The organism is Noviherbaspirillum aridicola, from assembly GCF_019656455.1.
Classification (GTDB): Bacteria; Pseudomonadota; Gammaproteobacteria; order Burkholderiales; family Burkholderiaceae_D; genus Noviherbaspirillum; species Noviherbaspirillum aridicola.
On the sequence record NZ_BPMK01000002.1, the window covers coordinates 255,770 to 280,879 of the forward strand.

Below are 25,110 nucleotides of genomic sequence, written 5' to 3' on the forward strand. Positions count from 1 at the left end.
GCAATGGGCAAACCGAAGATTCTTGTCACGCGCGCGGTATTCCCCGATGTGATCGAGCGCCTGTCGCGCGAATTCGACGTCGAGTCCAACCAGGACGACCGCATCTTCACTCGCGAGGAGCTGATCGCCCGGCTGCAGGACAAGCAGGGCGTGTTCTTGAACTCCAGCGAGCGCATGAGCGCGGAAGTCATCGCCGCCTGCCCGGGCCTCAGGGCAATCTGCAACATGGCGGTCGGCTACAACAACATCGACGTCGATGCCGCCACGCGCGCCGGGATCCCGGTGACCAATACGCCCGACGTGCTCAACGAGACCACGGCCGACTTCGCCTGGGCCCTGCTGATGGCCACCGCGCGGCGGGTGACCGAGTCTGAGCACTGGCTGCGGGCCGGGCAGTGGAAGAAATGGACGTACAACGGCTTCCTCGGCGCCGATCTGCACGGATCGACGCTGGGGATCATCGGCATGGGCCGCATCGGGCAGGCGGTGGCACGGCGCTCGCTCGGCTTCGACATGAAGGTGATCTATCACAACCGTTCCCGCTGCTCGCCCGATATCGAAGCGCGCGCCAACAACGCGCAGTACGTGAGCAAGGAAGAGTTGCTGCGCAACGCCGACCACGTGATGCTGGTGCTGCCGTATTCGCCGCAGACCCATCACACCATCGGCGCCGGCGAACTCGCATTGATGAAGCCGACCGCGACGCTCGTCAACGTCGCACGCGGCGGTATCGTCGATGACAAGGCGCTGATCGAAACGCTGCGCGCGCAGCGCATCGCGGCCGCTGGTCTCGACGTCTTCGAGAATGAACCCGCCTTCGATCCCGGCTTCCTGGAACTGAAGAACGTGGTGCTGACGCCCCATATCGCCAGCGCTTCCGAACCGACCCGCCGCGCGATGGCGGAATGCGCGGCGGCCAACCTGGTAGCCGCGCTGTCGGGCAAGCGTCCGCCCAACCTGCTCAATCCGCAAGCGTGGAAGGGCGCGGACTGATGCCCGACATCCGGATTGCGCATGCCCACGACCTGCCTCAGGAAGAAGCGAGGCGGGCGGCACGGGAAGTGGCGGAGCAGATCGCGCGCGATTATCAGGTCGAGGTGGAATGGAACGGCGACGTGATGCAGTTCCAGCGCCCCGGAGTGAACGGCCTGCTGGTGCTGGCGCCGAACGAGGCGCTGGTGGAAGTCAGTCTCGGCTTCCTGTTCAGGTCATTCGCACCGGTCATCGAACAGAAGCTGGCGGCGAAGATGCGCAAGGTGTTCGGCTGACGGATGAATCATGCGGGCCTGCGCAAGCCCGCACAGGCCGGAGCAGGCTCAGCCCTTCAGTTCCTCGATCAGGCTGATGTACTGCTGCATAGCGTCGTCCTTCGACGTGCCCTTGAGCGCATCCCACGCATCGTACTTGGCGCGGCCGACCATGTCGGTGAAGCCGGGGCGGTCGCCGTTCGCATCGCCGGCGCTGGCCTGCTTGAACAATGCATACATGCGCAGCAGCGTCATGTTGTCCGGACGCTCGGGCAGGTTCTTGGAATCGGCTACCGCCTGTTCGAACTGGGCCTGAAGGCTCATTTTTTTCTCCTCTTTGTCATGACTGCGCCGCCGCTGCGGCACGGACGCACAACATAGCACCGCCGGCGGAGTCAAAAAAGCAAAAGCTCTAGAGGAAAGGCTCGGGATTATTCGTCTTCGTCGTCATCGTCGCCGATGAGCGCGCCGCCGACGGTCGTCACCGCGCCGACGGCCATCGAGCCGGCGGTCACGCCGACACTCACGGCGGTCGACGCCACGGTGACCGCTGCGCCGGCCACGCTGACCACCGCGCAGCCGGAGAGGGAGAGAAGCAGGGCCGCGCAGATGGCGACCCGGAAGATGTTTTGCATGAAGCCGGATCCGGTGATTGAAGAAACGCGCGCCGTCGGCTCAGCGACGGTACGTTGTTCACCACCGGCGTTCGGCTTGCCTCTGGGAAAGAGTGCTCAGACGCCCAAAAGTTCCACTTCGAAAATCAGGGTGGCGTTGGGCGGGATGACGCCGCCGGCGCCGCGCGCGCCATAGCCGAGGGAAGCGGGAATGATCAGGCGACGCACGCCGCCCACCTTCATGCCTTGCACGCCTTCGTCCCAGCCCTTGATCACATGGCCGGCGCCCAGCGGAAAATCGAAGGGATCGTTGCGATCCTTGCTGGAATCGAACTTGCTGCCGGCACTGCCGTCAGGGTTCTGCAGCCAGCCGGTGTAGTGCACCGTCACATGCTGGCCTGCCTTGGCTTCTTCGCCGGAGCCGGGGGTCAGGTCTTCATACTGCAGGCCGGAGGCGGTCATGGTGGTGGGCATGGGAATTCCTTTGCGAATGAATGAATGAACGCGCGATTGTAGCAGTCCTTACAACATCCGGATTTCCTGGGCACGGATCACGATCTGTTGCTGGCGGAAGCGCTGCTCGAGCACTTCCCGGTAATGGCGCCACCAACCGGTGTCGAGTCCGTCGCTCATCACTTCGTAGATGACCAGCTCGTCGCGCACGGTGTGTCGTTCGTCCTCCTGCCACACACCGTCGGCGGGCGCGCGGGAATAGGCGGTGAGGCCGCCGAAGCGGGCCACGAGTTCGTCGCGCGTCCCCGCATGCAGCGAGGCGGACAAGCGGACGCCGTCGTTGTCGTACAGCGGCAGGAAGAGCTGGATCAGGTACATGGCAGGTGTGAGATCGCGGGCGCGCGCGGCGGTTCATGGCGCGAATTGATTGATTTTTGGGCGGATGCTATGTTCGCCCTCGGCAAGGAAAGGATGAACGGGATGGGGCGGACTGCAGGCGGGAGGAAGAAACGATGATGCGCGTGGTGGCGGTTTCCTTTGGCCGGGCGGTGCTGAGCCAGTTGCATCTGCGCATGCTGCTGCTGACCGTGCTGCCTTTCCTGGTGTCCATCGTGCTCTGGGGTGTCGGGCTCTGGCTCGGGCTGCAGCCGATGATCGACTGGCTGCATGGCTGGTTCGCCGAGACCGGCAGCTTTTCGACCACCGGCGAGATTCTCGGCTGGTTCGGGCTGGGCGCCCTCAACACGGTGCTGGTGCCGCTGATGGCGATGTGGGTGCTGCTGCCGCTGATGATACTGACCGCGCTTGTGTTCGTCGGCGTGATGGCGATGCCGGCGATCGTGCGCCACGTGGGCGGACGATGGTATCCGGCGCTGGAGAAGCGGCGTGGCGGGACCATGCTGGGCAGTCTCTGGCTGGCCTTCTATTCCTTCATCCTGTTCGCCTTCCTCTGGATCGTCACGCTGCCGCTGTCGCTATTTCCGCCGCTGACCTTCGTGATCCAGCCCCTGCTGTGGGGCTGGCTGACGTACAGGGTGATGGCGTATGACGCGCTGGCCGAGCATGCGAGCCGAGACGAAATGCGCTCGCTCCTGCGGCGCCATCGCTGGCCCCTGCTGCTGATCGGCACCGTCACCGGCGCCATGGGCGCGGCGCCCACGCTGCTCTGGCTAGGCGGCGCGCTGTCGGTGATCTTCTTCCCGGTGCTGGCCGCCGGCGCGATCTGGCTGTATGTGCTGGTGTTCGTATTCACCGGCCTCTGGTTCGAGCATTACTGCCTGCAGGTGCTGGCGGCGGAGCGCGGCCGGCTGCCGGCGCCCGGCGAACTCAAGGATCTGAACTGATCCATAATGCAGCTTTTGCAAGCGGATAAATCCATGGCCTTCGGACTCATCATCATCGGCGACGAAATCCTGTCGGGGAAACGCAGCGACAAGCATTTTCCCAAGGTGGTCGAGCTGCTCAACGCGCGCGGCCTGCAACTGTCGTGGGCGGAGTATGTGGGCGACGACCGCGCCCGCATCACCGATGTCCTGCGCCGCAGCATCGCGAGCGACGATATCGTGTTTTCCTGCGGCGGCATCGGTGCCACGCCTGACGACCATACCCGCCAGTGCGCGGCGGCCGCGTTCGGCGTGCCGCTGGCGCTGCATCCGGAAGCGAAGCGGCTGATCGAGGAAAGGATCGCCGATGTCGCGCGGGCCGAAGGCCGCGAGCCTGAATACGACACGCCCGACAACATGCACCGGCTGAAGATGGGCGAATTCCCGCAGGGCTGTGACATCATCCCCAACCCCTACAACAAGATCCCCGGTTTTCGCGTCGTGCACGGCGCCGGTGCCCATCATTTCGTACCGGGATTTCCCGTGATGGCGTGGCCGATGATCGAATGGGTGCTGGACACCCATTATGCGCACCTGTTCCGGCAGGTGCCGCGGGCGGAGAAGGCCGTCCTCGTGTACGGGCAGCCCGAGTCGCGGCTGACCCCGATGATGGAAGAGATCGAGGCGGAATTCCCGCTGGTGAAAGTGTTCAGCCTGCCGACGGTGGCCGACGCCGGGACGCGCGCGCATATCGAGCTTGGCGTGAAGGGCGATCCGGAGCAGGTCGACAAGGCATTCGGCAAGCTGCTTGAAGGGCTCGATGGTTTCGGCGCGGAGTATGTGCGTCAGTAGACGGGCTGGCGACGGTGGTTGTGCGAACTCCGCCGGGCCGGCACGGAGGCCGCACCACTCACGCCGCGTCAGTAGGGCCGGCGTCCCTGCCGGCCCAAACGGCGAATGTCCGGAGGTGTCAGTCCGGACAGTGTTTGCGCACGCCGGGCCAGCCGTCGCAGACCATTCCCACGCCACTCCGCCATTGCTTAACGCTGTGTCACCTTCACTTCATCCAGCAGCCCCTGCTTGCGGATGAAATCCACCACCTTTTCCACGCCGTCGCCGCTGCGCAGATTGGTGAAGATGAAGGGCCGTTCGCCGCGCATTCTTTTGGCGTCGCTCGCCATGATGTCGAGGTTGGCGCCGACATGGGGCGCGAGGTCGGTCTTGTTGATGATCAGGAGGTCGGAACGGGTGATGCCGGGGCCGCCCTTGCGCGGGATCTTCTCGCCGCCCGCGACGTCGATCACGTAGATGGTGAGGTCCGACAGTTCGGGACTGAAGGTGGCGGCGAGATTGTCTCCCCCCGATTCGACGAGGATGAGGTCGAGGTCGGGGAAATCGGCGCTCATGCGCGCGATTGCTTCCAGGTTGATCGAGGCGTCTTCCCGGATCGCGGTGTGCGGGCAGCCGCCGGTCTCCACGCCCATCAGGCGCTCTGCCGGCAGCGCATCCGCGCGCAGCAGGATCTCCATGTCTTCCTTGGTGTAGATGTCGTTCGTGATGACCGCCATGTCGTAGTGGTCGCGCATGGCCTTGCACAGCATTTCACACAGGGCGGTCTTGCCGGAGCCGACCGGGCCGCCGATGCCGACGCGCAGGGGATTGGATGTGGTTGTCATGTTTCTCGTTTCTCAGGAGCGGTAGAGCCGGCTGTACTGCACTTCATGCTGCATCGACAGCAGCGACAGGCCGGGGGACCAGTTGGACAGGCCGTCGTCGCCGAGCTGCATGGCCTCGGCGGCGGCGGATTCGATTTCGGGTTGCAGTGACAGGAGCATCCGCTGGCCGGCGACCTGGCCGAGCGGAACGGATTTCACGCAGGCGAGCACCTGGTTCTCCGCCCAGGAAAACAGGGCGCCGAGCAGGGCGGCCTCATGCGGCACATCGAGCGCGACGGCGGCATGGGCGAAGGCGGTCGGCAGCGCGATCTCCGCCTGCGCCTGCAGGATGTCGCGCAACTGATCGTCGCCGAGTTCGAGGTCGAGCGCGAGCTTGCCGAGCGAATAGCCCATCTGTACCGTCTCGGCGCGGAACTCGGCGGTGTCGCGCGCCGCGAGAAAGCGCTCGTTCCAGTCCGCGACCGCCTGCGCGTCGCGCGTCGCGAAGCCTTGCAGCAGGCGCCACAACACCGGTGCCTCGAAGCGGGCGACGACATGATGCAGGGCGTCGACGATCCATGCGCGCGCGCCCGCCTGGTCGCGCACCAGGCCGCGGTCGAGCGCTGCTTCGAGTCCCTGGGAATAGCTGTAGGCGCCGATCGGCAGCGAGGGACTGGCGAGTTGCAGCAGATGCAGCAATGCGCGCGCGTGCATCTCAGGCCTTGTCGGACGGGCGGTGGATTTTCTGCCGCAGCGGAATCGGCGCCAGCGGATGATGATGATCGTCGCCGTGGTGATGATGGCCGCCGCCGTAGGCGCCGGACTCCGGCTCGAATGCCGCGTTCTCCTCGCTGACGGTCGCTCCCAGGCCTTCCAGCATTTCCCTGAGCACGGTGTCCTTGCGTATCCGCAGGAAGCCGTCGCCGACCTGTGCCTGGGTATGTCGGTTGCCGAGATGGAAGGCGCAGCGCAGCAGGGTGCGCGTGTCGGGGCAGGATACCCGGTAGGTCGACTCCTGCGCCGCGCGGATCTTCACCACGCGGCCGTCGTCGCCCTTCAGGAGATCGCCGTCGCGCAGCACGGTGCCGCGCACGGTGAAGACCGCCACGTCTTCGCCGGAGGCGAGGGCCGCCCGCAGGCGGCTTTTCTCGCGCAGTTCGTAGGGCAGGATGAGTTCGCCGTCTATCCGGTCGGCGTGTTCGAGTTTGGTATGCAGTGTCAGCATCGGTCTATGCATCAGAACAGGAAATAGCGTTGCGCCATCGGCAGCACGGTGGCGGGCTCGCAGACCAGCAATTCGCCGTCGGCGCGCACTTCATAGGTCTCGGCGTCGACTTCCATCTTCGGCGTGGCGCCGTTGTGGATCATGTCGCGCTTGCGGATGCCGCGCGTGTCGCGCACCGCGATCAGCGGCTTGTTCAGCCTGAGCATGTCGCCGATGCCGGCATCGTATGCCGCCTGCGAGACGAAGGTGAAGGACGTCTTCAGCCCGCCGCCGTAGGCGCCGAACATCATCCGGTAATGCACCGGCTGCGGCGTCGGAATCGATGCGTTCGGATCGCCCATCTGGGCGGCGGCGATCATGCCGCTCTTGAGGATCATCGACGGCTTGACACCGAAGAAGGCCGGCTTCCACAGCACGATGTCGGCGATCTTGCCGGCTTCGAGCGAACCGACCACGTGCGAGATGCCGTGCGTGATGGCCGGGTTGATGGTGTACTTCGCGATATAGCGCCTGGCCCGGAAATTGTCGTTGCGGGAGGAATCCTCGGGCAGCGGGCCGCGCTGCACCTTCATCTTGTGCGCGGTCTGCCAGGTGCGCATGATGACTTCGCCGACCCGGCCCATCGCCTGCGAGTCGGAGGACATCATGGAAACCGCGCCGATGTCGTGCAGGATGTCTTCCGCGGCGATGGTCTCGCGCCGGATGCGGGACTCGGCGAAGGCGACGTCTTCCGCGATCGCCGGATCGAGATGGTGACATACCATCAGCATGTCGAGATGCTCGTCGAGCGTGTTGACCGTATAGGGGCGCGTCGGGTTGGTGGAGGAGGGCAGCACATTGCCTTCGCCGACCGCGGCGATGATGTCGGGCGCATGGCCGCCGCCCGCGCCCTCCGTATGGAAGGTGTGGATGGTGCGGTCCCTGAACGCGGCCAGCGTGTTTTCGAGGAAACCGCCTTCGTTGAGCGTGTCGGTATGGATCGCCACCTGGATGTCCATGCGATCGGCGACGGACAGGCAGTTGTCGATGGCCGCCGGCGTGCTGCCCCAGTCCTCGTGCAGCTTGAGGCCGATGGCGCCGGCGCGGATCTGCTCTTCCAGCGGCAGCGGCAGGCTGACATTGCCCTTGCCGAGGAAGCCGAGATTCATCGGAAAGGCATCCGCCGCCGACAGCATCGAATGAATGTGCCAGGGTCCCGGCGTGCAGGTGGTGGCGGCGGTGCCGACCGCGGGGCCGGTGCCGCCGCCGAGCATGGTGGTCACGCCGGACATCAGCGCTTCCTCGATCTGCTGCGGGCAGATGAAATGGATGTGGGAGTCGATGGCGCCGGCCGTCACGATCATGCCTTCGCCGGCGATGATTTCGGTTGCGCCGCCGATGGCGAGGGTGACGTTCGGCTGGATGTCCGGATTGCCGGCCTTGCCGATGCCGAAGATGCGCCCGGCCTTGATGCCGATGTCGGCCTTGACGATGCCCCAGTGGTCGAGGATCAAGGCGTTGGTGATGACCGTGTCCATCACGTCCGCATGCGCCCGCTGCGACTGGCCCATGCCGTCGCGGATCACTTTGCCGCCGCCGAACTTGACTTCCTCGCCGTAGACGGTGAAGTCTTTCTCGACCTCGATGAACAATTCCGTGTCGGCCAGCCGCACCCGGTCGCCGACAGTGGGGCCGAACATCTCCGCATAAGCCTGCCGTGAGATTCCCGTCATTTGAGCGCTCCCATCACCTTGCCGTTGAAGCCGTACACCTTGCGGTCGCCGGCCAGTTCCACCAGTTCCACCGTGCGTTCCTGCCCGGGTTCGAAGCGCACCGCCGTGCCGGCCGCGATATTGAGCCGCATGCCGTAGGCGGTGTCGCGGTCGAAGCGCAGCGCGTCGTTGACTTCGTAGAAGTGGAAGTGGGAGCCGACCTGGATAGGCCGGTCGCCGCTGTTGGCGACGGTGACCGTGGCGGTCCGGCGACCGGCGTTGAGAGCGATCTCGCCGTCCTGTATCAGCATTTCTCCTGGAATCATGGCCGCTCCTATGGAATCGGATGGTGAACGGTGACGAGCTTGGTGCCGTCGGGGAAGGTGGCTTCGACCTGGATTTCCGGAATCATCTCCGGCACGCCTTCCATGACGTCGGCGCGTGACAGTATCTGCGTACCCTCGGACATCAGCTCAGCGACGCTTCTGCCGTCGCGCGCGCCTTCCATGATGGCCGCGCTCAGCAACGCGACCGCCTCCGGATAGTTGAGCTTCAGGCCGCGGGCCCTGCGGCGCTCGGCCAGCAGCGCCGCGGTGAAGATGAGCAGCTTGTCTTTTTCTCTTGGAGTCAGCTCCATCGGGTTTCTCCGTCTCGGGTTTCGGGTTTCATGTATTCCAGATGCGGGGGACGACCGCCTCGCGCCCGGTCAGCGCGGGGCGCGTTACTTGCCAGGCGCGCGTCATCCAGCGGCGCGCGCTTTCGCTCGAGTCGCACAGCAGGCGCGCCACCACGACGGCCCTGAGCTGCGAGACTCCGGCGTTCATGCCGGCGCCGCATTCGCGCAGCGCGGCGATGCCGTCCGCCGGCAGCGGCCTGCCGGCCGCGATGAACGTCGCGCACACCGTATTGCCGTGCAGGCCGAGCGCGCTGCGCATCGCGCCGCCGCCGGCATCGATCGCGCCTTGCTCGAACCAGATCAGGCGTCCGTTGCGGCGGATGGCGGTGCGCTGCGCAATCCGGCCGGCATTGAAGCTTTCGCCGGACGCGGTGCGGCCGAAGCAAAGGATTTCTCCGCCGATGTACACCGCGTCTCCGGAGAGGTCGATGCGGGTGTCGAGATCGACCGCGGCGGCGTCGAAGAAAATCGTCTCCTGCGGCATCCACTCCAGGCTCGACCCCGTACCGGCGTGCAGCTGCACGCGCTGGCTCGACACACGGCCGTTCGCCTTGTACCACTTGGCTGCGCCCGGCGTCGTGAGGAATGCGCTCGCGCCGGCGCCGACACGCGCCTCGATCCGCAGTTCGTCGCCGCCGACCACGCCGCCGGGAGGATGAACGAGGATCGCGTGACACAGCACCGTGCCTTCCGGATACAGCGGTTTCTGCACGCGCAAGGGACCGGCATGCCGGCGCTCGACGAGACGCGTGACGCCGCCATCGTTCTCGAAGCCGAGCGACAGGCTCGCCTGCCACGGTTCGTGGACCCGCATGGGGCTTACGGTCTCTGATGGAACGCTTCTCATCCGGCCTCTACACCGCCAGGTGGCGCTTGACGTCCTCGCCGCCCATCTGGGCCTGGGTGCCCGACGCCACCACCTCGCCGCGCGACAGCACGACGAACCTGTCCGCCAGCTCATGCGCGAAATCGAAGTATTGCTCGCACAGCAGGATGGCGATGTCGCCGCGCTCGCGCAGCAGGCGGATGACCTTGCCGATGTCCTTGATGATCGACGGCTGTATGCCCTCGGTCGGTTCGTCCAGGATGATGAGCCTGGGGTCGGCCAGCAGTGCGCGCGCAATCGCGAGCTGCTGCTGCTGTCCGCCGGACAGGTCGCCGCCGCGACGGTGCAGCATCTCGCGCAATACCGGGAACAGCTCGAATACCTCGCAGCGTATTCTCGATGCCTCGCGGCCGGGCTTGACCGCCATGCCCATCAGCAGGTTTTCCTCGACCGTGAGGCGGGCGAAGATTTCCCGCCCCTGGGGCACGTAGGCGATGCCGAGCGCGGCGCGCTGGTGCGGCTTGAGCCTGGTGATGTCCTGGCCCTCCAGCTCCACTTTGCCCTTGGCCACGGGCAGCACGCCCATCAGGCATTTCAGCAGGGTCGTCTTGCCGACCCCGTTGCGGCCGAGCAGGGCGAGACATTCGCCTTTCTGCAGCGACAGCGAGACGCCGCGCAGCGTGTGCGCTGCGCCATAGTATTGATTCAGTTGTTCGACATTCAGCATGTTCAGCGTCCCAGGTAGACTTCGATGACGCGCTCGTCGTTCTGCACCTGCTGCATGGTGCCCTCGGCCAGCACGGATCCCTCGTGCAGCACCGTGACCTTGCCCTGCTGCGCGATCTCGGTGACGAAGGCCATGTCGTGTTCGACCACCATGATGGAGTGCTTGCCGCGCAGTTCGTTGAGCAGCTCGGCGGTGCGCGCGGTTTCGGCGTCGGACATGCCCGCCACCGGCTCGTCCAGCAGCAGCAGCTGGGGCTCCTGCATCAGCAGCATGCCGATCTCCAGCCATTGCTTCTGGCCGTGGGACAACAGGCCGGCGAGGCGGTTCTCTTGTCCGGTGAGACGGATCAGCTTCAGGATTTCCTCGATCTTGCCCTGTTGCTCGGAGCTGAGCCGGAAGAACAGCGTCGGCCGCACCCGCTTGTCCATCTTCATCGCCAGTTCCAGGTTCTCGAACACCGTGTGCTGCTCGAACACCGTGGGGCGCTGGAACTTGCGGCCGATGCCGGCGTGCGCGATCTCCGGCTCGCTCAGCCGGGTCAGGTCGATGGTCTGGCCGAACCAGGCGGTGCCGGAAGTCGGACGGGTCTTGCCGGTGATGACGTCCATCATCGTGGTCTTGCCGGCGCCGTTCGGCCCGATGATGCAGCGCAGCTCGCCGACGGAAATATCCATCGTCAGCCGGTTGATCGCCTTGAAGCCGTCGAAGGATACGGTGATGTCCTCGAGGTAGAGGATCGCGCCATGGGTCGTGTCCACGCCTTCCGGCTTGATGCGGCCGTAGGAAGTGCCGTACTCCGCATGCGCCGGGTTCTCCTGCAGGTGGCCGTGCCTGAGCGTGTCGTTCATGCTGCCTCCTTGTTGCGGAATTTCTGCGCCAGGCCGAGCACGCCCTGCGGCATGAACAGCGTCACCAGGATGAACAGCGCGCCGAGCGCATACAGCCAGAGGTCGGGAAAGGCGGCGGTGAACCAGCTCTTGAGGCCGTTGACCGAGAACGCGCCGATGATGGGACCGAGCAGCGAGCCGCGCCCCCCGACCGCCGCCCAGATCACCATCTCGATCGAATTCCCCGGCGACATTTCGGAGGGATTGATGATGCCCACCTGCGGCACGTAGAGCGCGCCCGCGATGCCGCACAGGACGGCCGACAGCGTCCACACGAACAGCTTGAACCAAAGCGGGTTGTAACCGATGAACATCAGCCGAGACTCGGAATCGCGCACCGCCTGCAGTACGCGGCCGAGCTTGGAGGTCACGATCCAGCGGCACAGCAGCAGCGCGCCGACCAGCGCCGCAAGCGTGATCAGGTAGAGCGCCGCCTTGGTTTCCGGGGCGGTGATCGCAAAGCCGGCGATCCGCTTGAAGTCGGTGAAACCATTGTTGCCGCCGAACCCGGTGTCGTTGCGGAAGAACAGCAGCATGAAGGCGAAGGTCATGGCCTGGGTGATGATGGAGAAGTACACCCCCTTGATGCGCGAACGGAACGCGAAGTAGCCGAACACGAAGGCCAGCACGCCCGGCACGAGCACCACCAGCGCCAGCGCATACCAGTAGTGGTCGGTGAAAGACCAGTACCACGGATAGGCCTTCCAGTCGAGGAAGACCATGAAGTCCGGCAGATGGCTCTGATACACGCCGTCCTTGCCGATGGCGCGCATCAGGTACATGCCATGGGCGTAGCCCCCGAGCGCGAAGAATACGCCGTGGCCGAGCGACAGGATGCCGGTGTAACCCCACACGAGATCCAGCGCCAGCGCCGCGATCGCATAGCACATGAACTTGCCGATCAGCGCCACCGTATAGCTCGACACATGCAGCGCATGACCCGGCTCGAAGGCCAGATTGAGGACCGGCAGCAAGGCCAGCACCGCGCCGCAGACGACGATCGCTGTCCAGGCCGGACGCGAGAAGAGTGAGCCTTTCATTCCGCGCTCCTCCCTTTCATGGCAAACAGGCCCTGCGGCCGCTTCTGTATGAAGATGATGATGAACACCAGGATGGCGATCTTGGCCAGCACGGCGCCGGCCATCGGCTCGAGAAACTTGTTGACCTCGCCGAGGCCGATGGCCGCGATGACGGTGCCGGCGAGCTGTCCGACGCCGCCCAGTACCACCACCATGAAGGAATCCACGATGTAGCCCTGGCCGAGATCCGGCCCGACGTTGCCGAGCTGGGACAGCGCCACGCCGCCGAGCCCCGCGATGCCGGAGCCGAGGCCGAAGGTCAGCATGTCGATCCTGCCGGTGGAGACGCCGACGCAGTCGGCCATGCGGCGGTTCTGGGTCACGGCGCGCAGAAACAGGCCAAGCCGGGTCTTGTTCAGGATCAGCCAGACCGCGCCGACCACGGCCAGCGCGAAGAAAATGATCACGATGCGATTCCAGGACAGCACCAGCGAACCCATCACCGTCACCCCGCCCGACATCCAGGAGGGATTCGCGACTTCCACGTTCTGCGCGCCGAACAGGCTGCGCACCGCCTGCATCAGGATCAGGCTGATGCCCCAGGTGCAGAGCAGGGTTTCCAGCGGGCGGCCATAGAGCCAGCGGATCACCGTGCGTTCCAGCGCGATGCCGACGGCACCGGCGACCAGGAAGGCGGCAGGCAGGGCGGCCAGCAGATAGTAGTCCACGGCGCCCGGCAGGTACTGGCGGAACAGCAGCTGGCAGACATAGGTGGCATAGGCGCCGATCATCAGCAGCTCGCCATGCGCCATGTTGATGATGCCCATCAGGCCGAAGGTGATCGCCAGACCGAGCGCCGCCAGCAGCAGCACGCTGCCGAGCGAGATGCCGTAGAACAGGTTGCCGATGAATTCCGTGCGTGCCTGGCGTGCGTTGATCGCGCTGAGAGTGCTGACCGCGGCGATGCGAACGGATTCATCCGCTTCGCTGTAGCTGCCGTCCGGATTCTTCTCGAGCATCTGCATCAGCGTCGTCTTTACCGCGGCATTCGGGCTGTCGGCCAGCGCCTCGACGGCCGCCTTGCGCACGGCGGGATCGGGCGACTGCAGGCTGGCGGTGGCGGCGGCAAGTCCGAGGGCGCGGCGGATCTCCGGATCCTGTTCCTTCTCCAGCGCCCTGGTGATCATCGGCAGCTGGCCCGGGTCGGCATTCCTTTGCATGGCCAGCGCGGCGCCGAGCCGCTGGCCGCGGTCTTCGGACAGCAGCGCGAAGCCTGACAGCGCGCCATCGAGCGCGCCGCGAAGCCGGTTGTTGACCATGATGCCGTCGACGCCCTCGGGCACCGGACCGGTCTTGCCGGTCGCCGGATCGGTCGCCTTGTCGTCCTCGACGATCAGCACGTCGCCGTCGGGCGTGGCATACAGGTTGTCATTCTTGAGTGCGTTCAGCAGCGTGAATGCTTCCTCGTTCGCGAGCGTCGCGATCTTGTTCACCGCTTCGATGCGGGCGTCCGGATCGTCGCCGGCGAGCGGCCTGAGCAGCTCGGGGTCGATCGCCGCCTCGGCCGTGAGCGCCGTTGCGCACAGCCATCCGGTGACAAGCAGTTTTCTCAGCATTTTCATGGGTGGATCCTGGGCGATGCAATGATGGCGGGCGCAAAAAAGCCGGAGTGTGGAACAGGGAGCCACGCTCCGGCCCGCGTGCGTCCGCTGCCGCTCCCGAGTGGGGAGCGGACAGGGCGATTACATCTTCTGCTTGGCTTCGTTGCCCTCGATGAACGGGCTCCACGGCTGCGCGCGGATCGGGCCCTTGGTCTTCCAGACCACGTTGAACTGGCCGTCGGGGCGGATCTCGCCGATCATCACCGGCTTGTGCAGGTGATGGTTGGACTTGTCCATCGTCAGCTCATAGCCGGACGGTGCCTTGAAGGTCTGGCCGCCCATCGCCGCGATCACCTTGTCGGTGTCGGTCGACTTGGCCTTTTCGACCGCCTGCTTCCACATGTGGATGCCGACGTAGGTGGCTTCCATCGGATCGTTGGTCACGACCGTGTCGGCGTTCGGTAGCTTCTTCTCTTTCGCGTAGGCCTTCCACTTCTTGATGAACTCATTGTTGACCGGGTTCTTCACCGACTGGAAGTAGTTCCAGGCCGCGAGATGGCCGACCAGCGGCTTGGTGTCGACGCCGCGCAGCTCTTCCTCGCCGACCGAGAAAGCCACCACCGGCACGTCGGTCGCCTTCAGGCCCGCATTGCCGAGCTCCTTGTAGAAGGGCACGTTGGAATCGCCGTTGATGGTGGAGATCACCGCGGTCTTGCCGCCGGCCGAGAACTTCTTGATGTTGGCGACGATGGTCTGGTAGTCGGAGTGGCCGAAAGGCGTGTAGACCTCATCGATATCGGAATCCTTCACGCCCTTGGACTTGAGGAAGGCGCGCAGGATCTTGTTGGTGGTGCGCGGATAGACATAGTCGGTGCCGAGCAGGACGAAGCGCTTGGCACCGCCGCCTTCCTTGGACATCAGGTATTCCACCGCCGGGATCGCCTGCTGGTTGGGCGCGGCGCCGGTGTAGAACACATTCTTCTCGAGCTCTTCGCCTTCGTACTGCACCGGATAGAAGAGCAGGCTGTTGAGCTCCTTGAACACCGGCAGCACCGACTTGCGCGACACCGAGGTCCAGCAGCCGAACACGACCGCCACCTTGTCCTGCGTGACCAGCTGGCGCGCCTTCTCCGCGAACAGCGGCCAGTTGGAAGCCGGGTCCACCACCACCGGCTCGAGCTTCTTGCCCATCACGCCGCCCTTGGCGTTGATCTCCTCGATCGTCATCAGGGCGACGTCCTTGAGCGAAGTTTCGGAGATCGCCATCGTGCCGGACAGCGAATGAAGAATACCGACCTTGATGGTGTCGGCGGCCAGGGCTTGAGGCATCCAGGCAGAGGCGGTAAGCATCAAAGCGCCGGCAGCGGTCGCTTTCAAGAGGGTGCGACGAGACATTTTTGCTCCTGAGGTGATTATTGGGGTCGACAGACACGCGATAGCTCGCAGGCAAGCTTTAGCAGTTTGCGTGCCACCGGCGCCCCAAACCGGACACCCTCTTTTCATGCGCCGCGCGGTCGATTGCGGTGCGCAGTGTCTCGAAATGGTGCTTGCGCTACGACTTTCGCAGCGCGGTGAATGCATTTGGTGCAGAGGAAGGCGCCGGCGCGCGTCCGCTCAGTGCGCGGCTTGCGCGGCCTCAAGCGCGGCAACGGCTAGCGGCACAGGTCGCGCGAGGCGGGTCCGGCGACGCTCAGGCCGCGGGGGGGAAGGTCACCACATGATCGGCGCCGAGACGGATGCCGATCTTTTCGCCGAGCGCGTGATCGTGGTGCGAGGGAACGAGCGCGAGCAGCTTCTGTCCGCTCGGGAGCTTCAATGTATACAGAAACTCGGCGCCCCGGAATGCCTTGCGCACCACCTCGGCCTGCAGCGGGCTGGCGTCGTCGTGGATGACATCGTCGGCGCGCAGCAGCACGTCGACCTGGCCGCCCTCGCGCTCGCCGGTGGCGCAGAAGTCGATCCCCTGCCATAGCGGCAGGCTGCCGAGTTCGATGCAGACTTTCTGCGCCGGCAGATCCACGTTGCCGGGCACGAATACGCCCTGGCCGATGAAGTCCGCGACGAAGCGGTTGGCCGGCCGGTGATAGAGGTTGTAGGCGTCGTCCCACTGCACGATGACGCCCTCCTGCATCACGCCGATCCTGTCGGCGATGGCGAAAGCCTCGTGCTGGTCGTGGGTGACCAGCACCGCGGTGGTGCCGAGTTCGTTCAGGATGTCGCGCACTTCCTGCGCCAGGCGCTCGCGCAGGTCGACGTCGAGATTGGAGAAGGGTTCGTCCAGCAGCAGCAGGTCGGGCTGAGGCGCCAGCGCGCGTGCGAGGGCGACCCGCTGCTGCTGGCCGCCGGACAGTTCGTGCGGATACTGGCGTGCGTGGGCGCCGAGGCCGACCAGGTCCAGCAGGCGTTCGACCCGCGACTTGCGCACCGACTGCGGCAGCTTGAGCAGGCCGAAGGCGACGTTTTCCCACACCGAGAGATGCGGAAACAAGGCATAGTCCTGGAACACCACGCCGACCTGGCGCGTCTCCGGCGGCGCGGTGTGACCGGCGCGGCTGAGTTCGCGCCCGCCGAGCGCGATGCGCCCGTCGATCACGCCTTCGAAGCCGGCAATCGCGCGCAGCACCGTGGTCTTGCCGCAGCCCGAGGGACCGAGCAGGCAGCCGATCTCCCCTCGGCCCAGGCTGAAGGAAAGGCCGTGCACGATTTCATGCGTCCGGCTTCCCTGCGCGTAGCCGACGCGGATGGATTCGACGATCAGGTGAGTGCTGGAGGGAGGTGCGACGAGCATGGAGTCGATAATTGCGGGGGTGAAACAGTATATTGATTATAATTCTCATTCAGAGTAACAGCATCAATTTCCCGCAGAATTCATGCGCAATCCCGTCTTTCGCCTGCCCGGCGCGTTCCGCGGCAGTGTCCATCCGCTGCTGATTGCGTCCCTGGTCGTGGCATTCCTGGTGGGCGCGCCCATCTTCGGCGTGCTGTCCAACCTCGTCACCGGCGTGCCGGCGGAAACCGGCGACACCTTCAGCCATCTCTGGTCCACGGTGATGCCCGAGTACATCGGCAACAGCCTGATGATCGCCCTGATCGTGGCGCTCCTGGCAGGGGCGGGCGGCGTCGGCTGCGCCTGGCTGGTGGCCGCGTTCGACTTTCCGGGCAAGCGGTTTTTCGAATGGGCGCTGGTGCTGCCGCTGGCAATGCCGGCCTACGTCGTGGCCTATGCCTATACCGATTTCCTGCAGTTTTCCGGGCCGGTGCAGACCGGATTGCGCGGGTTGTTCGGCTGGCAGGCCGGCGATTACTGGTTTCCGCAGGTACGGTCGGTGGGCGGCGCCGGAATCCTGTTCGCCATGGTGCTTTATCCGTATGTGTACCTGCTCGCGCGCAACGCCTTCCTGGAGCGCAGTCCTCGCATGTGGGACGCGGCCCGCACGCTCGGGGTCGGCCCCTGGCGCGCCTTCTTCACCATCAGCCTGCCGCTGGCCCGTCCGGCGGCGGCCGCCGGCATCGCGCTTGCGCTGATGGAGACCCTGGCCGACTACGGCGCGGTCGCCTACTTCGGCGTGCCGACGCTCACGACCGGCATCTATAAGTCCTGGTACACCTTCTCCGATCGCACCGGGGCGGCGCAGATCGCGGCGGTGCTGCTGCTGGCGGTCACCCTGCTCATGGTGCTGGAGCAGAAAAGCCGGGGCCGCGCGCGCTACTACGCGGTGGGCGGCCGCGCGCGCGGAGAGGTCACCGCCCGCCTCAACGGACTTCAGGCGCTGGGCACCATGCTGTTCTGCGCATTTCCCATCCTGCTCGGTTTCGTGATCCCCGTGGCCATCCTCTTCCGCCTGATGCGGCGCGAGGAAACCATCGGCTTCAGCCAGCGCTACCTGGAGTGGCTGTCCAACAGCGTGCTGCTGGCCGGGGTCACCGCGCTCGCGGCGGTGCTGATCTGCCTGCTGCTCGCCTATGCGGCCCGGCTGGGCCGCAGTCCTTTGCAGGCGCTGAGCAACCGCGTGGTGAGCATGGGATATGCGGTGCCGGGGGCGGTCATCGCGGTGGGCATCCTGATTCCGCTGGCGCGGATCGATGCCTGGGGTGCCGAGCGCGGGATGAACTTTGTTCTAACCGGCAGCGTGGTGGCGCTGGTATATGCGTATCTCGTGCGCTTTCTGTCCGTCTCCTACCAGAGCGTGCAGGCCGGCCTGGTGAAGATCACGCCGAGCATGGACGCGAGCGCCCGCATCCTCGGGCAGGGGCCCCTCGGCATGCTGTGGCGGGTGCATGCGCCGCTGCTGTGGCGCAGCCTGCTGACGGCCGGCCTGCTCGTGTTCGTCGATGTGGTGAAGGAGCTGCCGGCCACGCTGACCGTGCGGCCTTTCAATTTCGACACCCTGGCGGTGATCACCCATCAGCTCGCATCGGACGAGCGACTCGGCGAAGCCGCGCTGCCTGCTTTCACCATCGTGATGATCGCATTCCTGCCGGTGATTGCCCTGGCCCGCGCCATTGCCCGCGGCAGCCGCTGAAAAAAGAATCCGCTGAAAAAGAAAAGCCCCGCGGTGCGGGGCTTTCATGGGGCGGCCGGCGATTACTTCTTCGCGGCCTTGGCAGCCTTGGCCGCCGGCGGGGTGAACTGGCTCACTGCGTTGTTCAGGTTGGTTTCCATTACTTCAACCGCCTGCTTGGTGCTCTTGCTGAACTGCTCGTAGCCGGCGCTGGCGTTGCCGATCGCCGACTTCAGCATGGCGACGGCGTTTTCGGAGCCTGCCGGTGCGTTCTTGCTCAGCTCTTCCACCAGTTCCAGCACCTTGCGGCTGGCTTCGGCGATCTGCGCTTCGGCAGCCTTGCTGATCTCGGCCTGCACACCGCTTGCGATCGTGGTCAGGTGACGCGAGTAGGCGATCGCCTTTTCCATGTTCGGCTGCGCCTGGGCGGCGGCCAGGGTCAGGAATTCCTGCGGGTCCCTGGCGGCGAGCAGCTGCTTGGCGGCGCTGGTGCTGTCGTCGAGCGAGGACTTGAACGCGTTCAGGTTCAGATCGAACAGCTTCTCGAAGCCGTCGAAGGCCTTGGTCGACAGCGAGGAGAGCAGCGCGAGGTTGGCTTCGATGCTGGCTTTGGATGCGTTGGAAAACTGCTCGTTGGTGGTAAACATGGTTAGCTCCTGAGTGATGTGCGAAGGTCTTGGAATCGGCGACGCAACGGGGTAACCAGGCTCTTGTGCATCGCAACAAAGCGTATTTTAAGTAAAAAAAATATGCTGTCAACACATTTTTGTTGCAGAGCACAAAAAGCGAGGAGTTGCTAAGTGCTTGGTCTGACAGGACTTTTTTCTTCGGATCGCCGTTTTCGTCCCCATGATAGACTCGCCGCTTACCTTTACGTAAACGTCAATCCTTGAAGGCTTTCTACAGCGACCACTACGTGCTCCCACTGCCGGCGGGGCACCGCTTCCCGATGCAGAAGTACCGGCTGCTGCGCGACGCCGTGCGGGAGACGGTGCCGGGCGTCGAGCTGCAGGAGGCGCCGGCGGCGACCGACGGTGTGCTGGCTCTGGCCCATCACCCCGACTACATCGACCGGGTGAGCCGCGGCACCCTGAGCGACAGCGAGCAGAAGGCCATCGGTTTTCCCTGGACGCCGCAGATGGTGGAGCGATCCAGGCGCTCGGCCGGCGCGACCATCGCGGCCTGCCGCGCCGCGCTGTCCGAGGCAGTGGCGCTCAATCTCGCCGGGGGCACGCATCACGCCCACGCCGAACACGGCGAAGGCTTCTGCGTGTTCAACGATGCGGCGGTCGCCGCGCGGCTGATGCAGGCGGAGCGTCGCGCCCGCCATGTCGCCATCGTCGACCTCGATGTCCACCAGGGCAACGGCACGGCAAGCATTCTCGCCAACGACGAATCAGTGTTCACGCTATCGCTGCACGGCGAGCGCAATTATCCGTTCCGCAAGGCGTGCAGCGATCTCGACGTGGCACTGGCCGACGGCACCGGCGACGAGGCTTACCTCGCCGCGCTGCACGCGGCGCTGCAGAACATGCTCGATCGCTTCCAGCCGCAGCTGTTCATCTACCTGGCGGGAGCGGACGCGCATGAAGGGGACCGGCTGGGCCGGCTCAAGCTGAGCATGGCCGGACTGGCCGCGCGCGACCGGATGGTGTTCGACAGCGCGCGCGGTCGCGGCATACCGGTGGCGGTCGCGATGGCCGGCGGCTACGGCAAGAACATCCAAGACACGGTGGCAGCGCATCTGCAGACTGTGAGGATCGCATCCGACTACGCCTCCGTCTCTGCCGCCACATGAATTCCGTAAGCGCTTCCCTCATCTCCCCCGGCCGCTGGGTGGCCCTGATGCCTCCCGTATTCGTCCTGATCTGGAGCACCGGTTTCGTCGTGGCGCGCTACGGCCTGCCCTATGCGGAGCCGCTCACCTTTCTGCTGTTGCGCTTCATCGGCGTGCTCGCGGTGCTGCTGCCGCTGGTGCTGATCGCGCGCGCGCCCTGGCCGCGCGGGAAGATGTTCCATGTCGCGGTGGCCGGCGTGCTGCTGCAGGCCGGCTATCTCGGCGGCGTCTGGTGCGCGATCAAGATCGGCATGCCTGCCGGTCTCTCTGCGCTCATCGTCGGCCTGCAGCCGATCCTGACCGCCTTTGCCGCGCCGCTGGTCGGCGAATCGGTCCGGCCGCGGCAGTGGGTCGGGCTGCTTTTCGGGCTGGCGGGCGTGGGCCTGGTGGTGGCCGACAAGATCTCGCTTGCCGGCTTATCATGGCAAAGCATTGCGCTGTGCGTGTTCGCGCTGATCTCGATCACGAGCGGCACGCTGTACCAGAAGCGTTTCTGCCCCAGCTTCGATCTGCGGACCGGTACGGTGATCCAGTTCGCCGCGTCGATCGTGGCGGTGCTGCCATTCGCGCTGCTGCTGGAGGACTTCAGACTGCCGCCGGCCTCGGTGCAGTGGACGCCGCAATTCATGGCGGCGCTGCTGTGGTCGGTGCTGGCGCTGTCGATCGGCGCGATCTTTCTGCTGTTCGCGCTGATACGCAAGAGCGCGGCAACGCAGGTGACGAGTTTGTTGTATCTGACCCCGCCGACCACCGCGGTCATGGCGTGGCTGATGTTCAGGGAGGCGTTCAGCATCACCGGCATGCTCGGCATGGCGGTGGCGGTCGCCGGTGTGGCTCTTGTCGTACGAAAGTAAAGCATGCGAGCGGAAGCGAGAAAACGAAGCGAATACCGACACTTCCATCCGATCACGACGCGCTGGATGGACAACGACGCCTACGGGCACGTCAACAACGTGGTGTACTACAGCTGGTTCGACACCGCAGTGAATCAGTTCCTGATCTTGAATGGCGTGCTCGACATCGAGCGCAGTCCCGTGATCGGCCTGGTGATCGAGACACAGTGCAATTATTTTGCGTCGGTCGCGTTCCCCGAACGCGTCGTCGCGGGCGTGCGGGTCACGAAGCTCGGCACTTCCAGTGTGCGCTACGAGGTCGGCATCTTCCGCGAAGACGAGGAAACCGCCGCGGCGCAGGGCCATTTCGTGCACGTCTACGTGGACCGCGCCACGCGCCGGCCGACACCGCTTCCCGAACCCATGCGAAAACTATTAGAAACCATCGAGGTGACGCAACCATGATCGAATCCACGGAGCAGAAGATTGTCGACCACGCCATCAGCTCGCGGCGCTCGATCCGGGCTTTCCGCCCCGATCCGGTCGCCCGCGAAGATATCGAAGCCATACTCGACGTGGCTTCGCGCGCGCCGTCGGGCAGCAACACCCAGCCATGGAAGGTTTATGTGCTCACCGGCGCCAGCCGGGAAAAGCTGAGCGCCGAAATCCTGCTCGCCCACAACGATCCCGAACTGATCACCCAGCATGAAGAGGAGTACGCGTATTACCCGCGCCAGTGGAAGTCGCCTTATATCGAGCGCCGGCGCAAGATCGGCTGGGATCTGTACGGACTGCTCGGACTGACGAGGGACAACAAGGCCGGCATGCATGCGCAGCACGGCCGGAACTATGCGTTCTTCGATGCGCCGGTCGGCATGATCTTCACCATCGACCGCATCATGGAGCAGGGCTCCTGGCTGGATTACGGCATGTTCTTGCAGAACATCATGATCGCCGCGCGCGGCCGAGGTCTCGATACCTGTCCGCAGGCGGCTTTCACGCCCTTTCACCGCATCATCCGCGAGGTGCTGAAACTCCCCGATAACGAGATGGTGGTATGCGGCATGTCGCTCGGCTTCGCCGACGAATCGAAGATCGAGAACTCGCTGCAGACCGAGCGCGACCCGGTGTCGCAGTTCGCGGAATTCCGCGACTGACATTCATGTCAACGTGACAATTACTTGCACTTTTTCTTATGGTTGCCGGCAACTCCGGTTGCCAAATTTCAGTAATAGATAAGAACCTTGTTTAAAATCACACGCTAACTGCTTGTTAAGCCACACTATTTTGCTACACTGCAAGATATAATTACGGCCTGCAAGTTTTCGGGGAGAGTGTGATGGTCAAGTACGCGCTTGGCGTTTTTGTAACTTTGTTTGCGTTGGCCGCTTCCTCCCCGGTGGCCCTTGCTCAGGCGCCGGCAAAGACCAAGAAAGCCGCGGTGAAAACCGCGGCCCGCCCGGCGGCCAAGGCCCGCGCAAAGGCGGAGCAACCGAAAAAAGCGAGCCGCAAGCTCGCGGCAGCCAAGCCGAAGGCCGTCAAGGGCAAGGAAGCGCCCGTCAGCCTGGCCAAGCGGCAGACCAAGGCGGGCAGGCTGGCCAAGGCGCCGACCCCGGCGCCGGTGCAACGCGTCAGTTTCGCGCCGTCCCCCGCGCCGGCCGCGGCCGCGCCGCTGATGACGGCCGGCGACATGGCCGGCCTGCATCACACCCGCGATCCGCTTTCTCTCGCCTCCAACGCCGCATTCGTGATCGACCAGCACACCTCCCAGGTGCTGTTCGAAAAGAACGCCACCGTCGCGCTCCCGGTCGCTTCCCTGACCAAGCTGATGACCGCGCTGGTGGTCGTCGAGGCCAACCAGAACATGGAAGAAATGCTGGAGGTGACGTCCGACGACATCGATCGGGAGAAGCACAGCGGTTCGCGCCTGCGCGTCGGCGCGCACCTGTCCCGGGCCGACATGCTGCACATCGCACTGATGAGCTCGGAAAACCGGGCCGCCTCGGCGCTCGGGCGCCACTATCCGGGCGGTCTGCCGGCCTTCGTCGCGGCGATGAACGCGCGCGCCAGGTCGCTCGGCATGACGCAGACGCATTACGTCGATCCGACCGGCCTGTCGAGCAACAATGTCTCCAGCGCGCGCGATCTCGCCAAGCTGGTTGCCGCCGCATACCGTCATCCGGCCATCCGGCATTACTCGACTTATCCGCGCTATGCGGTGGATGTCGGCCGCAGCCAGCTGCATTACATGAATTCCAACCGCCTCGTCATGAATCCGGACTGGGATATCGGCCTGCAGAAAACCGGCTACATCTCCGAAGCCGGCCGCTGCCTGGTCATGCAGGCGCGCATCGACGGCCGCCCGGTGATCATGGTGTTCCTCGATTCCAAGGGCAAGGACTCCCGTCTCGCCGATGCCGGCCGCGTGCGGCGTTTCATTGAAAGCGGGAAGACTGCGCCGATCCCGACCCAGGCCGCCGCAACCCAGAGCTGACGCGGCCCTCAGCCGGATTAACGCTTCTATGTTACATTGCTGGTCTGCTTCCGGACGTTATCTTTCCGGGCAGTAGCGGCAGTGCGCAGCGGCGCGAAAAGCGTGTCGCCTCGCGGTGCCTTCCGAAACATGCCATTCCGGCACGCCTGTCGATCGACCCCGTTCGATTACCTGACCTGACGAATTCGTGTTTACGCCCAAAGTCCTACTCGTCAACGACGACGCCGCCAGCCTGATGGCCCTTGCCAGCCTGCTCGGCGAGGGCGGCGACTATGAGGTCATCACCGCCCGTTCCGGCGAAGAAGCCCTGCGGCATGTGCTCAAGCACGACTTCGCGGTCATCCTGCTCGACGTCAGCATGCCGAACATGGACGGTTTCGAGACGGCCGAGGCGATCCACTCCCATCCGCGCTCGGCATCCATACCGATCATCTTCGTCACCGCGCACTACGCCGACGAGATGCATCGTCTGAAGGGTTATCAGCGCGGTGCCGTGGATTACCTTTTCACCCCGATCATTCCCCAGATCCTGCGCACCAAGGTTGCCGTCTTCGTCGAACTCGCGAAGAAGAACCTGCAGCTGCAGCACCAGAAGCAGGCGCTGGAACTGCTCAACCGCGAGCTGCAGGAGCAGCGCAAGCAGGATCTGGAGCACATCAATGAGCGGCGCCTGGCGGAAGAGGCGCTGCGCCAGTCGCAGGAAGAGTTGCGCCAGCTCGCCAGCTACCAGGAGCGCATCAAGGAAGACGAGCGCAAGCGCATCGCGCGCGAGATTCACGATGAATTGGGCCAGAACCTGCTGGCGCTGAGAATCGATATCGCGATGCTGCACGCCCGCACCGGCGCCACCCACCCCAAGCTGAACAAGAAGGTGCACGGCGTGCTCGATCATATCGACAGCACGATGAAGGCGATGCGGGCGATCATCAACAACCTGCGGCCGACCGTGCTCGATCTCGGACTCAATGCCGCCATCGAGTGGCAGGTGAAGGAATTCCAGCGCCGTACCGGCATCGCCTGCGAACTGCTGATGCCGGAGCAGGAACTGGAGATGGACGATGGACGCGCCACGGCCCTGTTCCGCATCCTGCAGGAGTCGCTCAACAACGTATTCCGCCATGCGCGCGCCACGCGCGCCCGCATCGAGGTCTACCAGAAGGATGAACGCCTGGTGATGCAGGTCGCCGACAACGGCGTGGGCATCTTCCCCGGCTGCCGCAGAAAAGCCAATTCCTTCGGCCTGGTCGGCATCAAGGAGCGGGTCAGCACGCTCGGCGGCGAACTCCTGATCGAGACCGCGCAGGATGCCGGTACCACGCTCACCGTGTCGATTCCCGCCGAGGGCGCAAGCGGCCTGCAGACGCTCTCCGCCGCGCCGCTGGTCGAACGCCGCGCATCCGACATCGCCAAGTCGCTCGAAGGCGCGAAACGGTCCAGCGGCACGCGCCGACGCAAGAGCGAAATCCACCCCGACAAGCTCAAGCAGCTGACCTGATCCCGC

At 64.8% G+C, this 25,110-nt stretch carries 29 protein-coding genes; 11 read left to right on the plus strand and 18 right to left on the minus strand.

The features are described 5' to 3' along the window. Positions 1-3: 3 nt before the first annotated feature. The gene (locus NCCP691_RS03035) at positions 4-993 is read left to right on the plus strand and encodes a 2-hydroxyacid dehydrogenase (protein WP_220806765.1); all 990 of its coding nucleotides are present in this window, start codon (positions 4-6) and stop codon (positions 991-993) included. Further along, positions 993-1,268, plus strand: a complete 276-nt coding sequence (locus tag NCCP691_RS03040) for a polyhydroxyalkanoic acid system family protein (RefSeq protein ID WP_220806766.1) — start codon at positions 993-995, stop codon at positions 1,266-1,268. Before NCCP691_RS03035 ends, NCCP691_RS03040 begins: the two co-directional genes overlap by 1 nt. Positions 1,269-1,316: 48 nt before the next feature. Here the strand turns inward: NCCP691_RS03040 and NCCP691_RS03045 are convergent, their stop codons facing one another. The 4 genes from NCCP691_RS03045 to NCCP691_RS03060 all read right to left on the minus strand — a co-directional run bounded on the left by NCCP691_RS03045 (position 1,317) and on the right by NCCP691_RS03060 (position 2,692). Then, the gene (locus tag NCCP691_RS03045) at positions 1,317-1,571 is read right to left on the minus strand and encodes an acyl-CoA-binding protein (protein ID WP_220806767.1); all 255 of its coding nucleotides are present in this window, start codon (positions 1,569-1,571) and stop codon (positions 1,317-1,319) included. Between the two features lie 107 nt (positions 1,572-1,678). Beyond that, complete coding sequence (locus NCCP691_RS03050; protein WP_220806768.1) at positions 1,679-1,882, minus strand: hypothetical protein; 204 nt, start codon at positions 1,880-1,882, stop codon at positions 1,679-1,681. Between the two features lie 96 nt (positions 1,883-1,978). Beyond that, positions 1,979-2,335 (minus strand): FKBP-type peptidyl-prolyl cis-trans isomerase, encoded by a 357-nt coding sequence (locus NCCP691_RS03055; RefSeq protein WP_220806769.1) that lies wholly within the window; start codon positions 2,333-2,335, stop codon positions 1,979-1,981. A gap of 48 nt (positions 2,336-2,383) precedes the next feature. Next, positions 2,384-2,692 (minus strand): hypothetical protein, encoded by a 309-nt coding sequence (locus NCCP691_RS03060; RefSeq protein WP_220806770.1) that lies wholly within the window; start codon positions 2,690-2,692, stop codon positions 2,384-2,386. A 137-nt stretch (positions 2,693-2,829) separates the two neighbouring features. Between NCCP691_RS03060 and NCCP691_RS03065 the strand changes: the two genes are divergently transcribed. After that, complete coding sequence (locus NCCP691_RS03065; protein ID WP_220806876.1) at positions 2,830-3,657, plus strand: EI24 domain-containing protein; 828 nt, start codon at positions 2,830-2,832, stop codon at positions 3,655-3,657. A gap of 33 nt (positions 3,658-3,690) precedes the next feature. Then, complete coding sequence (locus NCCP691_RS03070; RefSeq protein WP_220806771.1) at positions 3,691-4,488, plus strand: competence/damage-inducible protein A; 798 nt, start codon at positions 3,691-3,693, stop codon at positions 4,486-4,488. Between the two features lie 188 nt (positions 4,489-4,676). On the opposite strand, the gene ureG is transcribed toward NCCP691_RS03070, so the two are convergent. The 13 genes from ureG to NCCP691_RS03135 all read right to left on the minus strand — a co-directional run bounded on the left by ureG (position 4,677) and on the right by NCCP691_RS03135 (position 16,731). Further along, positions 4,677-5,312 carry an urease accessory protein UreG gene (gene ureG / locus NCCP691_RS03075; protein ID WP_220806772.1) on the minus strand — a complete coding sequence of 212 codons (636 nt, stop codon included), beginning with the start codon at positions 5,310-5,312 and terminating at the stop codon, positions 4,677-4,679. Between the two features lie 12 nt (positions 5,313-5,324). Then, positions 5,325-6,005 carry an urease accessory protein UreF gene (locus tag NCCP691_RS03080; protein ID WP_220806773.1) on the minus strand — a complete coding sequence of 227 codons (681 nt, stop codon included), beginning with the start codon at positions 6,003-6,005 and terminating at the stop codon, positions 5,325-5,327. 1 nt (position 6,006) lies between these two features. Beyond that, positions 6,007-6,516 carry an urease accessory protein UreE gene (gene ureE / locus NCCP691_RS03085; RefSeq protein ID WP_220806774.1) on the minus strand — a complete coding sequence of 170 codons (510 nt, stop codon included), beginning with the start codon at positions 6,514-6,516 and terminating at the stop codon, positions 6,007-6,009. A gap of 11 nt (positions 6,517-6,527) precedes the next feature. Next, the gene (gene ureC / locus NCCP691_RS03090; RefSeq protein WP_220806775.1) at positions 6,528-8,228 is read right to left on the minus strand and encodes an urease subunit alpha; all 1,701 of its coding nucleotides are present in this window, start codon (positions 8,226-8,228) and stop codon (positions 6,528-6,530) included. Continuing rightward, a complete protein-coding gene (locus NCCP691_RS03095) occupies positions 8,225-8,533 on the minus strand; it encodes an urease subunit beta (RefSeq protein ID WP_220806776.1) in 309 nt (102 codons plus the stop codon). The genes ureC and NCCP691_RS03095 overlap by 4 nt, the downstream gene beginning before the upstream one ends. An 8-nt stretch (positions 8,534-8,541) precedes the next feature. Next, positions 8,542-8,844 (minus strand): urease subunit gamma, encoded by a 303-nt coding sequence (locus NCCP691_RS03100; RefSeq protein WP_220806777.1) that lies wholly within the window; start codon positions 8,842-8,844, stop codon positions 8,542-8,544. 28 nt (positions 8,845-8,872) lie between these two features. Further along, a complete protein-coding gene (locus NCCP691_RS03105; RefSeq protein WP_238482287.1) occupies positions 8,873-9,697 on the minus strand; it encodes an urease accessory protein UreD in 825 nt (274 codons plus the stop codon). Positions 9,698-9,737: 40 nt separating this feature from the next. Beyond that, positions 9,738-10,436, minus strand: a complete 699-nt coding sequence (gene urtE / locus NCCP691_RS03110) for an urea ABC transporter ATP-binding subunit UrtE (RefSeq protein WP_220806779.1) — start codon at positions 10,434-10,436, stop codon at positions 9,738-9,740. Positions 10,437-10,438: 2 nt separating this feature from the next. Beyond that, positions 10,439-11,284: an urea ABC transporter ATP-binding protein UrtD gene (gene urtD / locus NCCP691_RS03115; protein ID WP_220806780.1), complete on the minus strand. Its 846-nt coding sequence runs from the start codon at positions 11,282-11,284 to the stop codon at positions 10,439-10,441. Beyond that, positions 11,281-12,363, minus strand: a complete 1,083-nt coding sequence (urtC, locus tag NCCP691_RS03120; RefSeq protein ID WP_220806781.1) for an urea ABC transporter permease subunit UrtC — start codon at positions 12,361-12,363, stop codon at positions 11,281-11,283. Before urtC ends, urtD begins: the two co-directional genes overlap by 4 nt. Continuing rightward, the gene (urtB, locus tag NCCP691_RS03125) at positions 12,360-13,964 is read right to left on the minus strand and encodes an urea ABC transporter permease subunit UrtB (protein WP_220806782.1); all 1,605 of its coding nucleotides are present in this window, start codon (positions 13,962-13,964) and stop codon (positions 12,360-12,362) included. The genes urtC and urtB overlap by 4 nt, the downstream gene beginning before the upstream one ends. A 120-nt stretch (positions 13,965-14,084) precedes the next feature. After that, positions 14,085-15,338, minus strand: a complete 1,254-nt coding sequence (gene urtA, locus NCCP691_RS03130) for an urea ABC transporter substrate-binding protein (RefSeq protein ID WP_220806783.1) — start codon at positions 15,336-15,338, stop codon at positions 14,085-14,087. A gap of 295 nt (positions 15,339-15,633) precedes the next feature. Next, a complete protein-coding gene (locus tag NCCP691_RS03135; RefSeq protein ID WP_220806784.1) occupies positions 15,634-16,731 on the minus strand; it encodes an ABC transporter ATP-binding protein in 1,098 nt (365 codons plus the stop codon). A gap of 82 nt (positions 16,732-16,813) precedes the next feature. On the opposite strand from NCCP691_RS03135, the gene NCCP691_RS03140 reads away from it, so the two are divergent. Continuing rightward, positions 16,814-18,466: an ABC transporter permease gene (locus tag NCCP691_RS03140; RefSeq protein WP_220806785.1), complete on the plus strand. Its 1,653-nt coding sequence runs from the start codon at positions 16,814-16,816 to the stop codon at positions 18,464-18,466. Positions 18,467-18,528: 62 nt separating this feature from the next. Here NCCP691_RS03140 and NCCP691_RS03145 read toward each other — a convergent pair whose 3' ends face one another. Further along, positions 18,529-19,092 (minus strand): phasin family protein, encoded by a 564-nt coding sequence (locus tag NCCP691_RS03145; protein WP_220806786.1) that lies wholly within the window; start codon positions 19,090-19,092, stop codon positions 18,529-18,531. 242 nt (positions 19,093-19,334) lie between these two features. Between NCCP691_RS03145 and NCCP691_RS03150 the strand changes: the two genes are divergently transcribed. The 6 genes from NCCP691_RS03150 to NCCP691_RS03175 all read left to right on the plus strand — a co-directional run bounded on the left by NCCP691_RS03150 (position 19,335) and on the right by NCCP691_RS03175 (position 25,104). Then, positions 19,335-20,243 (plus strand): histone deacetylase family protein, encoded by a 909-nt coding sequence (locus NCCP691_RS03150; RefSeq protein ID WP_220806787.1) that lies wholly within the window; start codon positions 19,335-19,337, stop codon positions 20,241-20,243. Next, on the plus strand, positions 20,240-21,136 hold the full coding sequence (locus NCCP691_RS03155; protein WP_220806788.1) for a DMT family transporter: 897 nt from the start codon (positions 20,240-20,242) through the stop codon (positions 21,134-21,136). Before NCCP691_RS03150 ends, NCCP691_RS03155 begins: the two co-directional genes overlap by 4 nt. Before the next feature lie 3 nt (positions 21,137-21,139). Beyond that, positions 21,140-21,580 carry an acyl-CoA thioesterase gene (locus NCCP691_RS03160; RefSeq protein ID WP_220806789.1) on the plus strand — a complete coding sequence of 147 codons (441 nt, stop codon included), beginning with the start codon at positions 21,140-21,142 and terminating at the stop codon, positions 21,578-21,580. Further along, positions 21,577-22,272, plus strand: coding sequence for a nitroreductase (locus NCCP691_RS03165; RefSeq protein ID WP_220806790.1), 696 nt, complete (start codon positions 21,577-21,579; stop codon positions 22,270-22,272). Before NCCP691_RS03160 ends, NCCP691_RS03165 begins: the two co-directional genes overlap by 4 nt. A 182-nt stretch (positions 22,273-22,454) precedes the next feature. After that, positions 22,455-23,609: a D-alanyl-D-alanine endopeptidase gene (gene pbpG / locus NCCP691_RS03170; RefSeq protein ID WP_220806791.1), complete on the plus strand. Its 1,155-nt coding sequence runs from the start codon at positions 22,455-22,457 to the stop codon at positions 23,607-23,609. Between the two features lie 187 nt (positions 23,610-23,796). Then, positions 23,797-25,104 carry an ATP-binding response regulator gene (locus NCCP691_RS03175; protein WP_220806792.1) on the plus strand — a complete coding sequence of 436 codons (1,308 nt, stop codon included), beginning with the start codon at positions 23,797-23,799 and terminating at the stop codon, positions 25,102-25,104. The last annotated feature ends 6 nt before the right edge of the window (positions 25,105-25,110 follow it).

Excerpts from the sequence above, each read along its gene's own strand:
- NCCP691_RS03035 (WP_220806765.1), top strand. The coding sequence starts at position 4 with ATGGGCAAACCGAAGATTCTTGTCACGCGCGCGGTATTCCCCGATGTG.
- NCCP691_RS03040 (WP_220806766.1), top strand. The coding sequence starts at position 993 with ATGCCCGACATCCGGATTGCGCATGCCCACGACCTGCCTCAGGAAGAA.
- NCCP691_RS03045 (WP_220806767.1), bottom strand. The coding sequence starts at position 1,571 with ATGAGCCTTCAGGCCCAGTTCGAACAGGCGGTAGCCGATTCCAAGAAC.
- NCCP691_RS03050 (WP_220806768.1), bottom strand. The coding sequence starts at position 1,882 with ATGCAAAACATCTTCCGGGTCGCCATCTGCGCGGCCCTGCTTCTCTCC.
- NCCP691_RS03055 (WP_220806769.1), bottom strand. The coding sequence starts at position 2,335 with ATGCCCACCACCATGACCGCCTCCGGCCTGCAGTATGAAGACCTGACC.
- NCCP691_RS03060 (WP_220806770.1), bottom strand. The coding sequence starts at position 2,692 with ATGTACCTGATCCAGCTCTTCCTGCCGCTGTACGACAACGACGGCGTC.
- NCCP691_RS03065 (WP_220806876.1), top strand. The coding sequence starts at position 2,830 with ATGCGCGTGGTGGCGGTTTCCTTTGGCCGGGCGGTGCTGAGCCAGTTG.
- NCCP691_RS03070 (WP_220806771.1), top strand. The coding sequence starts at position 3,691 with ATGGCCTTCGGACTCATCATCATCGGCGACGAAATCCTGTCGGGGAAA.
- ureG (WP_220806772.1), bottom strand. The coding sequence starts at position 5,312 with ATGACAACCACATCCAATCCCCTGCGCGTCGGCATCGGCGGCCCGGTC.
- NCCP691_RS03080 (WP_220806773.1), bottom strand. The coding sequence starts at position 6,005 with ATGCACGCGCGCGCATTGCTGCATCTGCTGCAACTCGCCAGTCCCTCG.
- ureE (WP_220806774.1), bottom strand. The coding sequence starts at position 6,516 with ATGCTGACACTGCATACCAAACTCGAACACGCCGACCGGATAGACGGC.
- ureC (WP_220806775.1), bottom strand. The coding sequence starts at position 8,228 with ATGACGGGAATCTCACGGCAGGCTTATGCGGAGATGTTCGGCCCCACT.
- NCCP691_RS03095 (WP_220806776.1), bottom strand. The coding sequence starts at position 8,533 with ATGATTCCAGGAGAAATGCTGATACAGGACGGCGAGATCGCTCTCAAC.
- NCCP691_RS03100 (WP_220806777.1), bottom strand. The coding sequence starts at position 8,844 with ATGGAGCTGACTCCAAGAGAAAAAGACAAGCTGCTCATCTTCACCGCG.
- NCCP691_RS03105 (WP_238482287.1), bottom strand. The coding sequence starts at position 9,697 with ATGCGGGTCCACGAACCGTGGCAGGCGAGCCTGTCGCTCGGCTTCGAG.
- urtE (WP_220806779.1), bottom strand. The coding sequence starts at position 10,436 with ATGCTGAATGTCGAACAACTGAATCAATACTATGGCGCAGCGCACACG.
- urtD (WP_220806780.1), bottom strand. The coding sequence starts at position 11,284 with ATGAACGACACGCTCAGGCACGGCCACCTGCAGGAGAACCCGGCGCAT.
- urtC (WP_220806781.1), bottom strand. The coding sequence starts at position 12,363 with ATGAAAGGCTCACTCTTCTCGCGTCCGGCCTGGACAGCGATCGTCGTC.
- urtB (WP_220806782.1), bottom strand. The coding sequence starts at position 13,964 with ATGAAAATGCTGAGAAAACTGCTTGTCACCGGATGGCTGTGCGCAACG.
- urtA (WP_220806783.1), bottom strand. The coding sequence starts at position 15,338 with ATGTCTCGTCGCACCCTCTTGAAAGCGACCGCTGCCGGCGCTTTGATG.
- NCCP691_RS03135 (WP_220806784.1), bottom strand. The coding sequence starts at position 16,731 with ATGCTCGTCGCACCTCCCTCCAGCACTCACCTGATCGTCGAATCCATC.
- NCCP691_RS03140 (WP_220806785.1), top strand. The coding sequence starts at position 16,814 with ATGCGCAATCCCGTCTTTCGCCTGCCCGGCGCGTTCCGCGGCAGTGTC.
- NCCP691_RS03145 (WP_220806786.1), bottom strand. The coding sequence starts at position 19,092 with ATGTTTACCACCAACGAGCAGTTTTCCAACGCATCCAAAGCCAGCATC.
- NCCP691_RS03155 (WP_220806788.1), top strand. The coding sequence starts at position 20,240 with ATGAATTCCGTAAGCGCTTCCCTCATCTCCCCCGGCCGCTGGGTGGCC.
- NCCP691_RS03160 (WP_220806789.1), top strand. The coding sequence starts at position 21,140 with ATGCGAGCGGAAGCGAGAAAACGAAGCGAATACCGACACTTCCATCCG.
- NCCP691_RS03165 (WP_220806790.1), top strand. The coding sequence starts at position 21,577 with ATGATCGAATCCACGGAGCAGAAGATTGTCGACCACGCCATCAGCTCG.
- pbpG (WP_220806791.1), top strand. The coding sequence starts at position 22,455 with ATGGTCAAGTACGCGCTTGGCGTTTTTGTAACTTTGTTTGCGTTGGCC.